General features: G+C 45.0%; 10 protein-coding genes, 1 tRNA gene and 2 pseudogenes. 8 read left to right on the top strand and 5 right to left on the bottom strand.

Translation table 11 applies throughout. The features are described 5' to 3' along the window. Positions 1 to 314, bottom strand: a pseudogene (locus tag Q0R35_RS16590) (hypothetical protein); the annotation flags it as partial. Between the two features lie 426 nt (positions 315 to 740). Next, the gene (locus Q0R35_RS16585; protein WP_366944928.1) at positions 741 to 1,268 is read right to left on the bottom strand and encodes a glyoxalase-like domain protein; all 528 of its coding nucleotides are present in this window, start codon (positions 1,266 to 1,268) and stop codon (positions 741 to 743) included. A gap of 50 nt (positions 1,269 to 1,318) precedes the next feature. Here Q0R35_RS16585 and Q0R35_RS16580 point away from each other — a divergent pair, with 50 nt between their 5' ends. The 4 genes from Q0R35_RS16580 (at position 1,319) to Q0R35_RS16565 (ending at position 2,279) form a co-directional block, all read left to right on the top strand. Beyond that, positions 1,319 to 1,462 (top strand): hypothetical protein, encoded by a 144-nt coding sequence (locus tag Q0R35_RS16580; protein ID WP_295620902.1) that lies wholly within the window; start codon positions 1,319 to 1,321, stop codon positions 1,460 to 1,462. A 15-nt stretch (positions 1,463 to 1,477) separates the two neighbouring features. Next, the gene (gene rplS, locus Q0R35_RS16575; RefSeq protein ID WP_106301592.1) at positions 1,478 to 1,843 is read left to right on the top strand and encodes a 50S ribosomal protein L19; all 366 of its coding nucleotides are present in this window, start codon (positions 1,478 to 1,480) and stop codon (positions 1,841 to 1,843) included. Between the two features lie 100 nt (positions 1,844 to 1,943). Continuing rightward, positions 1,944 to 2,016 (top strand) — tRNA-Trp (locus tag Q0R35_RS16570). Positions 2,017 to 2,075: 59 nt separating this feature from the next. Further along, entirely contained in the window at positions 2,076 to 2,279 is a 204-nt protein-coding gene (locus tag Q0R35_RS16565; RefSeq protein ID WP_295620899.1) for a hypothetical protein, read from the top strand. Positions 2,280 to 2,342: 63 nt separating this feature from the next. On the opposite strand, the gene Q0R35_RS16560 is transcribed toward Q0R35_RS16565, so the two are convergent. Continuing rightward, on the bottom strand, positions 2,343 to 2,693 hold the full coding sequence (locus Q0R35_RS16560) for a DUF6464 family protein (RefSeq protein ID WP_295620896.1): 351 nt from the start codon (positions 2,691 to 2,693) through the stop codon (positions 2,343 to 2,345). A gap of 207 nt (positions 2,694 to 2,900) precedes the next feature. Between Q0R35_RS16560 and psaC the strand changes: the two genes are divergently transcribed. The 4 genes from psaC to Q0R35_RS16540 all read left to right on the top strand — a co-directional run bounded on the left by psaC (position 2,901) and on the right by Q0R35_RS16540 (position 7,270). Further along, positions 2,901 to 3,146: a photosystem I iron-sulfur center protein PsaC gene (psaC, locus tag Q0R35_RS16555; protein ID WP_295620893.1), complete on the top strand. Its 246-nt coding sequence runs from the start codon at positions 2,901 to 2,903 to the stop codon at positions 3,144 to 3,146. 268 nt (positions 3,147 to 3,414) lie between these two features. Continuing rightward, complete coding sequence (glmS, locus tag Q0R35_RS16550; protein WP_295620890.1) at positions 3,415 to 5,289, top strand: glutamine--fructose-6-phosphate transaminase (isomerizing); 1,875 nt, start codon at positions 3,415 to 3,417, stop codon at positions 5,287 to 5,289. A gap of 74 nt (positions 5,290 to 5,363) precedes the next feature. Further along, entirely contained in the window at positions 5,364 to 6,575 is a 1,212-nt protein-coding gene (locus tag Q0R35_RS16545; RefSeq protein WP_295620887.1) for an AAA family ATPase, read from the top strand. Further along, the gene (locus Q0R35_RS16540; RefSeq protein WP_295620884.1) at positions 6,575 to 7,270 is read left to right on the top strand and encodes a hypothetical protein; all 696 of its coding nucleotides are present in this window, start codon (positions 6,575 to 6,577) and stop codon (positions 7,268 to 7,270) included. The genes Q0R35_RS16545 and Q0R35_RS16540 overlap by 1 nt, the downstream gene beginning before the upstream one ends. Before the next feature lie 39 nt (positions 7,271 to 7,309). Here the strand turns inward: Q0R35_RS16540 and nirD are convergent, their stop codons facing one another. Both nirD and Q0R35_RS16530 read right to left on the bottom strand, forming a co-directional pair. Next, entirely contained in the window at positions 7,310 to 7,666 is a 357-nt protein-coding gene (nirD, locus tag Q0R35_RS16535) for a nitrite reductase small subunit NirD (RefSeq protein WP_295620881.1), read from the bottom strand. Between the two features lie 198 nt (positions 7,667 to 7,864). Continuing rightward, positions 7,865 to 8,141 (bottom strand): annotated as a pseudogene (locus Q0R35_RS16530) (nitrite reductase (NAD(P)H)); the annotation flags it as partial.

Here is an 8,141-nt window from a genome sequence, read left to right as displayed (position 1 = left end):
CCACAGCCAATCACGATCGGACGCTGCTCTAATTCAGACTGGGCATGGGTTACGTAGCGATAACTAGTATCGGGGGTAGGTACCACATGCACATCTTTTTTAAACCGTTGGAGAAGTTGCTGCTCTCTGGTTGTCTCGATATCGATGATATAGACAAACGAAACTGCGCCGCGCTTGCGGGCATCATAGCTACGTTTGAAAATAGTGTAGCTAATTAGATCCTTAGGTGCGATCGCTAATTTTTTAAGAATGACCGATTGGATCTCTGCTGGGGTATGTTCTAGCGGGAGTTTAACTTCAGAAAGGCGGAGCATGAACGTTATCCCGAACGGGTGGGGCAAAATCTACCGTGCTTACTCACTGTAAATGTTTTTGGGGCGATCGAGTAGAATATACAGTCAGGTAACGTGAGTTCTAAATAAGGAAGATTGATTTGCTTCGCTCAAGCACCGCCCTGAACTATCAGTGTCTCCTTCGGAGAGGCTTCGCCAACGGGCTAATAGCTCAAGTTCTCTGAAGAGAACTGCTAAATTGACTAGTTCGTTTTAACGAACTTTTGCTTTTAGCCCCTGCTTGGTGCGCTCAACCGTCGGGTTTCCCGACGAACGCGCATCCGCAAATTCATTTGAGGGCGGTGCAGGAACGAAGCCAGGAGTCATCTATCGCCAATCCTTATCCCGAAGTCAGTTCGGGTACTAGATGTAGAATGCGATTGCCTACGGTACGCTACGCGATCGAATCTAGTTAGCCGCTTCAGCCATTTCGATCGTGCGACCATCGTAATCTTTGACTAAGAAATTTAATGGCTTCTCATTGCGAATCTTGTGCTTGACACCACGGGTTTGAATCCGCATCAGGATTTGCTCCAAGCAATCGCGATCGAAACAGACGTGTCGCTGACGATTTTTTTCGCCGAAACTCGCGCCAGTAATTACATGCAACTGGGTATTCTTCTTGAGCTGATACCACAAACCTTCAGCACCTTTCATCCCTCTGACACTAGCTCTACCCATCGGTGCGGCTAGATACATCGGATCGATACCCGCAGTCCCGATCGTCTGCTCGTAATCGTAGTAATAATGCAACGGTACTTGAGCGATCGACAGATTCAATAATCCTTCGTATAAATCTTGCGCGACTTGAAGATCGGACACCATCACAGTGTAAACCTTGGGGGCACTGGAGAGAAACAGCCACATCGCCCCAGCGTAGGCTGCAAGAAGCATCACCATGATACCTTGGGTCGAAAACAGGCTATCTAGAGGCATAATATCGATCGGGCTAGGATTGAATACATATTAACAGTTTGGACTAATTAATGGCGCAACCGATCGCCATCAAAATCGTGGTTCGGCTATTAGTCGAGATTTTGGCTGGTACTTATTGCCGATTTAGCCGTCCTCGCCATCCCCAAATAATTTTAGACAAATTCACGCTCGTCTGCTATGATGGTAGTCTGTGAATTTTTTCAAACCACATGAAAGCTCAGGAAATCATTCGCTCGATCGAAGCGGAGTATCTAAAATCCGATCTGCCCACCCTTCACGTGGGCGACACCGTCCGTGTGGGCGTAAAAATTCAAGAAGGTAACAAAGAACGGGTTCAACCTTACGAAGGCATCATTATTGCTACTCGTAACGGTGGCATCAACGAGACTATTACTGTACGTCGCGTCTTTCAAGGGATTGGCGTGGAACGGGTATTCCTGTTACACTCCCCCAAAATTGATAGCGTCAAAGTAATTCGTCGCGGTAAAGTGCGTCGTGCGAAACTGTTTTATCTCCGCGATCGCGTCGGTAAAGCAACTCGCGTCAAACAGCGGTTCGATCGTCCTTTGGAATAATTATCTCAAATTTATTTCAAATGTCCTGACCATTAACTTTAGTTTCGTACTATACTATTCTACAGGGTCAGGAAGATCGCTTCCCTCATCCATTACATTTGCGCTTTTAGTTCAGTTGGTAGAACGTCGGTCTCCAAAACCGAATGTCGGGGGTTCAAGTCCTCCAGGGCGCGTCATAAAGATAATATAGATTTGGTCTAAAATGAGAATTTAGTTCAAATTTACCGCAGCTATGAATCCAAATCTGACCGTCACGAAAGATACTCTCTTAGAAACACCGAAACTATCTACCATCGACCTCTTGCAATCTTGGATTGATGGCGAAGATGCCGAAGATCGGAAAGAGACAGGTGACTATCTTATTAAAGTTTTGGATGAGGATCGATCTTCCGTGCGGGAATTCTATCCTACCGAGCTAGAGGGTATCACTTGGTAAAAGCGATTTGGCAAAATATCATATCCAGATAAAAGCATTGTTGCCAAAAATTTAGCCGACGATCTACGACCTAAACTTACATCCTTCACACGGCCCAGTCGGATGTACTGCACAGCGAATTAAGCTCGATCGAGCATTGTACTTACAAGTAGCATCGCCGATGACCCATTGACCATCAATTAAACTTTGTTCGTCAGGACGAGTCGCGGGTTGGACGTAGAGGGCAATTTTGTGTAACTGATAACGCCCGAATTGCAGATGATAGCGATGGCGGCGTTCTAACACAGCATAAGTATTACCTTCGAGATCGAGATAGTTACCCGGTTGCGGAGTCCAATCCAATCGAATCTTAGCAACTACTTCATGCGATCGGGTCAAAATTACCTCAGTAGGCAAAGACTCGGCTTCCCTCATTAGATTTCTATGATGAGCATTAATCCTTATTTTAACGCTTATTTAGTGAAATTACTCGTGGTTGGCGAACGACTCAGAACCAGTCAAAAGTTAAAGGTTTTTAACTTTTGTAGCCTTTTTGAGAACTAGTATCTGTGCCTGCGGTACACTAAGCCTTGATTCTTAGTTTTAGATTTCCTAAAACTTTATCGTTGGGAGGATGATTGTATGTCTCATAGCGTCAAAATTTACGATACTTGTATTGGCTGTACTCAGTGCGTTCGGGCTTGTCCTACCGACGTGTTAGAAATGGTACCTTGGGATGGTTGTAAGGCGCAGCAAATTGCTTCTTCGCCCCGCACCGAAGATTGTATCGGCTGCAAGCGGTGTGAAACTGCTTGCCCTACAGACTTCCTGAGTATCCGCGTTTATTTAGGTGCGGAAACCACTCGCAGTATGGGATTAGCATACTAGTCCCCAATTGTGACTGAAGATTGAGGGTGCGTTGTGGTGCCTTCAGTCACCAGTCACTAGGGAATTAGGTTTTAGGCTTTAGGTTTTAGGTTTTAGTGGATAGGGGATAGGGAATAGGGAATTAAAATCCAAAATATTTCTGCCCATCTTGTTACATTCGATCGCAGGTTGGGTAATTATAATAGGATGGCAAGGTCAGGATCTACATGAGTGAGACTGCCATAAAAATGCTAAAACTAGGATCGCCGTTGCGGGAGAATTAGACTGTATGTGTGGAATTGTTGGCTATATTGGCACACGATCGGCCCAATCCATTCTAGTCTCAGGATTAGAAAAACTCGAATACAGAGGTTATGACTCCGCCGGAGTAGCAACCATTATTGAAGGAACTTTAGACTGTATTCGCGCCAAAGGTAAGCTTTACAACCTGCGCGAAAAAATTGAAATAGCTCCCAATCACGCTCCTATCGGCATCGGACACACGCGCTGGGCAACACACGGCAAGCCTGAAGAATACAACGCCCACCCCCACACAGATACATCGAGAAGACTGGCGGTAGTGCAAAACGGTATTATTGAAAATTATCGCGAACTGCGCGAGGAATTGAAAAAACAAGGACATGTATTTCGATCGGAAACCGATACCGAAGTTATCCCCCATCTGATCGCGCAATGCTTTGCTGAAGGCGCGGATACCTTAATGGTAGCAGTCCGCCAAGCCGTAGCCAAATTATCTGGTGCCTTTGCGATCGCCGTAATTTCGGCAGACTATCCCGATGAATTAGTTTTAGCCAGACAGCAAGCACCGCTAGTAATTGGCATCGGTGAAGGCGAATACTTTTGTGCGTCCGATACTCCAGCGATCGTGCAATACACTCGCACCATTTTACCCCTAGAAAATGGCGAAATGGCCCGACTGACCAGAGATGGTGTCGAAGTATCGACCTTTGCAGGCGTGAAAGTGCGGCGCACGCCCCATAATATTAACTGGAATCCGATCGCGGTTGAAAAACAAGGTTTCCGCCACTTTATGGCAAAAGAAATTTACGAACAACCCGCCGTAGTGCGGACTTGTCTGGAAGCCTACCTCAACCCCGATTGGATGCCCGGTAGCACCGACTCCCCAGTTAAACTCAACCTGCCCGAATCTATCTACACCGATCTCGAAAATATCCAAATCGTCGCCTGCGGTACCAGCCTTCATGCCGGAATGGTAGGCAAATATCTGCTTGAAGAACTCGCGCAGATCCCCACCGCCATTCAATATGCGTCCGAATTTCGCTACTCTCCCCCACCCCTAACCGCCAACACCCTCACCATCGGCATCACCCAATCTGGAGAAACCGCCGACACCCTCGCCGCCGTCGAAATTGAGAAATCTCGCCGCCAAGACAAAGCACCCAAATATCATTCCCGCCTCCTCGCCGTCACCAATCGTACCGATAGCGCAATTACCCGCGTCGTAGACTGCGTAATCGACACCCACGCAGGCATGGAAATCGGCGTAGCCGCCACCAAAACCTTCATGGGTCAATTGCTAGCATTTTACGTTTTATCGATCGATCTAGCCCATCGTCGCGGGACTGCTACACCCGATCGACTCGCCGAAATCATCGCTGGCTTAAAAGTCCTCCCCTCCCAAATCGAAGTCATTTTAGAAACCCAAGAAAAATACATCGAAGAACTCTCCCACAGCTTCCTCGATACCCACGATGCAATCTTCTTAGGACGCGGCATTAACTTCCCGATCGCCCTAGAAGGTGCCCTAAAATTAAAGGAGATCAGTTACATCCATGCTGAAGGTTACCCATCTGGAGAGATGAAACACGGCCCAATCGCCCTCCTCGATGCTAAGGTACCCGTAATTGCGATTACCATGCCAGGGAAAGTATATGAAAAAGCAGTTTCAAACGCCCAAGAAGCCAAAGCGCGAGATTCGCATTTGTATGGAGTAGTTGCCGCCAGCGATAAAGATGCAGCGGAGATTTTTGATAAGGTTTTACCCGTACCAGATGTCGATGAATTACTGTCGCCAGTTTTAACAGTTATTCCGATGCAATTGATGTCATATCACATCGCCGCAATGCGCGGCTTAGATGTCGATCAGCCTCGTAACCTTGCCAAGTCGGTTACGGTTGAATAGTTATTTTAATGTAAAAAAGTTGTATAGTAGATTCCGTAGGTGTTCTTACATTTACGGATTTTTTCTGTAAAAACATGCAAATTAAATCTATAAAAGTTGATAATTTTAAATCGCTAGTTAATTTTGACTTACCTTTAACCAAGTTTAGTTGTTTAGTCGGTCTAAATGGTTCAGGAAAATCTACTGTGTTACAGTTCTTTGATTTTTTGTCTCAACAAGTTAAAGGCGATATCAGTGGTTGGTTGAAAAAGCGGCAGTGGGAATCTTCCGATATTAATTCAAAATTAAATCGTAAAAAAAATATTAATTTTGAAGTTTTACTTTCTCATGTAGATTCAGATGATTATCCTGTTGATATTAAGTGGTCTGCTAGCTTTAATTTTCAAACGCTACGCTGCACTAATGAGCGAGTAGAATTGAACAATCACCCACTTTTACATGTGGAAAACAAAAGTTATAATGTATGGAACTTTAAAGAAAATTCAGCATCTTTTAATTATACCGAAGATGGAAAATTAGTTACGTGCCATGATTTCTACGTAGGTTTATCAGGGGAAATTCCTTTTGATTATCAGGGATCTATAATATCACAGATTAAGGAATCTCAACTACGTAGAGAAGTACAGGATCTGAAAAAATTCTTCATCGATCTACATGCCCTCGATCTATTAGCTCCCGAACTACTCAGACAAAGAACTAGAGACGCAGGTAATAGCTTAGGATTAGGTGGTGAGAAGCTATCGGCATTCTTGCATGAAATTGGTGGAAATGAACGGGATAGTATTCAAGCAAAATTAGCTAAGATTTATCCACGATTTCGAGATATTGATATATTATCGATGCGATCTGGCTGGAAAAGCCTCACCGTTAGAGAGCAGTTTGGAGATACGATCGTCAAGACGGAAGCTCGACATGTAGCTGATGGATTCTTGCGGATGCTAGCGGTTTTTGCTCAACTATCTAAAGAGCAAAGTTTTCTATTGCTCGATGAAATAGAAAATGGCGTTAATCCTGAATTGATTGAGTTTCTGGTAGATGAATTAGTGGCAGCTCGCCCACAGGTATTGATTACCACCCATAGTCCGATGGTTTTAAATTACCTAGAAGATGATATTGCGATCGCCGGAATTATTTATATCTACAAAAATCAGATTGGGGCGACTCAAGCAATTCGATTATTCGATATCCCCAGAATGCGGGAGAAGTTGACGGTGATGGGTGCAGGAGAAGTATATGAAGATACGCTGTTGACGCAGCTAAATGCAGAAATTTTGGGAGCTAATTGATGCATTTAGTGTTGAGTGGAGAGGGTGCGTCGGATGTTGGGAGCGATTGCGAAAATATCGGCCCGATTACCAAATTAGTCGATCTGTTAACCGAGAGGCGATTAGGTTACTCTTTGGTTGAATATCAAGCTTTGACGTTATTCTCGAAAGCAGAATTAGCCACTCGTGCCAAACAGATGAAAGCTCGATCTCGTAAGGGTAAAAAGCAACCAAGTGAAACGCGCTATTTTTATAACAATGCTCGCGCTTTGGCTTTATTGGCAAGAGAACTAGAAGCACGAGATCGGGTAGTTGTTTTATTCAGAGATGGAGATGGTACGGCGACAAGCACTCGACAGGAATGGGCGCAGAAACTTCAATCGATGCTGGATGGGTTTGCCGTAGAGGGATTGACTACGGGTGTACCCATCTTGCCCAAACCAAAATCTGAAGCTTGGTGGCTGTGTGCCTTACGCGATAATTATCAAAATTGTCAGCAGTTGGAAGATGAGTCGGGTAATGATGCTTCGCCTAATTCGTTAAAAAGTCAAATTGAGGCACATTTGGGCGAACCCGCTACTCGATTGTTGCTCAATGATAAAATCGATGCTGGTGAAATCGATATCGATCGCATGAACTATCTGCCTAGTGTGACGGCATTTAAGGATAGACTGAACGAAGTATTGGATCTGCTCGGCTGTCCTCAACAAAAATAGCCCTCACCTGTGAAGGCGAGGGCTGTTTCGATCGGTGCTTTAAGCAATAACCTGAACTTGTCTATCGGTAACTCTAGCGGTAAAAATTTGTAACTTCACAGTCGCATCGTCTAGGCATTCGCCTGTCACCAGACTAAAATTTTGCTTGTAGATTGGCGATGCAACTTTAGGAATGCCATTACGATCGCCGACAATACCTCTTGATAAGACGTATGCTTTACTAAACGGATCGTAATTCTCGATCGCATATACATCTTCTCCTTCGCCGACTCTAAACACGGCGATTTGTCGATCGTTTACTAAGGCACAAACGCCTGTGTTTGGTAAGATTCGCTCTAAGGAGCAGATCGTTGTCCACTGTTGTGTTGTTGACTGAATTGATTCTGTTTGGGTCATGAAATTTATGATTTATTGACAGAAATGGTAGTAAAGGATCCCCCTAAATCCCCCTTAAAAAGGGGGACTTCCGGATCCGGTTCCCCCCTTTTCAAGGGGGGTTAGCGGCTCGCGCTCGTCGGGTTCCCCGACGGTTTAGCGAGACAAGACAGGGGGGATTCTCAGGGCATTCGAGGGAAAATATTTCTTAAATATTATCTACCGATCGATCTCTAACAATTGCCGTTCGTGCTCGAAAACTGGGCGGTTTTGTCCGCGCTCTTCGACTAAAACAATATTAGGATCGGGTGCGTCGGTATTGACGAAGTGTTGGAAGCGTTGGAGCTTGACGGGATCTTTAAGGGTTTTATCCCACTCGCAAGCGTAGGTAGCGACTTGATGTGCCATTTCTGCTTCGAGTTCTTCAGCGATGCCGAGGGAATCATGAATAATCACATCTTGCAGATATTCCATCCCGCCTTCGAGTTTATTAAAC

Source organism: Chamaesiphon sp. GL140_3_metabinner_50 (assembly GCF_025361915.1).
GTDB lineage: Bacteria > Cyanobacteriota > Cyanobacteriia > Cyanobacteriales > Chamaesiphonaceae > Chamaesiphon.
This window is presented reverse-complemented; position numbering and strand designations above follow the sequence as displayed.

Coding starts and splice junctions, on each gene's coding strand:
- Q0R35_RS16585 (WP_366944928.1), bottom strand. CDS start 1,268: ATGCCTCTAGATAGCCTGTTTTCGACCCAAGGTATCATGGTGATGCTT.
- Q0R35_RS16545 (WP_295620887.1), top strand. CDS start 5,364: ATGCAAATTAAATCTATAAAAGTTGATAATTTTAAATCGCTAGTTAAT.
- Q0R35_RS16565 (WP_295620899.1), top strand. CDS start 2,076: ATGAATCCAAATCTGACCGTCACGAAAGATACTCTCTTAGAAACACCG.
- glmS (WP_295620890.1), top strand. CDS start 3,415: ATGTGTGGAATTGTTGGCTATATTGGCACACGATCGGCCCAATCCATT.
- Q0R35_RS16560 (WP_295620896.1), bottom strand. CDS start 2,693: ATGAGGGAAGCCGAGTCTTTGCCTACTGAGGTAATTTTGACCCGATCG.
- Q0R35_RS16580 (WP_295620902.1), top strand. CDS start 1,319: ATGGCGCAACCGATCGCCATCAAAATCGTGGTTCGGCTATTAGTCGAG.
- psaC (WP_295620893.1), top strand. CDS start 2,901: ATGTCTCATAGCGTCAAAATTTACGATACTTGTATTGGCTGTACTCAG.
- Q0R35_RS16540 (WP_295620884.1), top strand. CDS start 6,575: ATGCATTTAGTGTTGAGTGGAGAGGGTGCGTCGGATGTTGGGAGCGAT.
- rplS (WP_106301592.1), top strand. CDS start 1,478: ATGAAAGCTCAGGAAATCATTCGCTCGATCGAAGCGGAGTATCTAAAA.
- nirD (WP_295620881.1), bottom strand. CDS start 7,666: ATGACCCAAACAGAATCAATTCAGTCAACAACACAACAGTGGACAACG.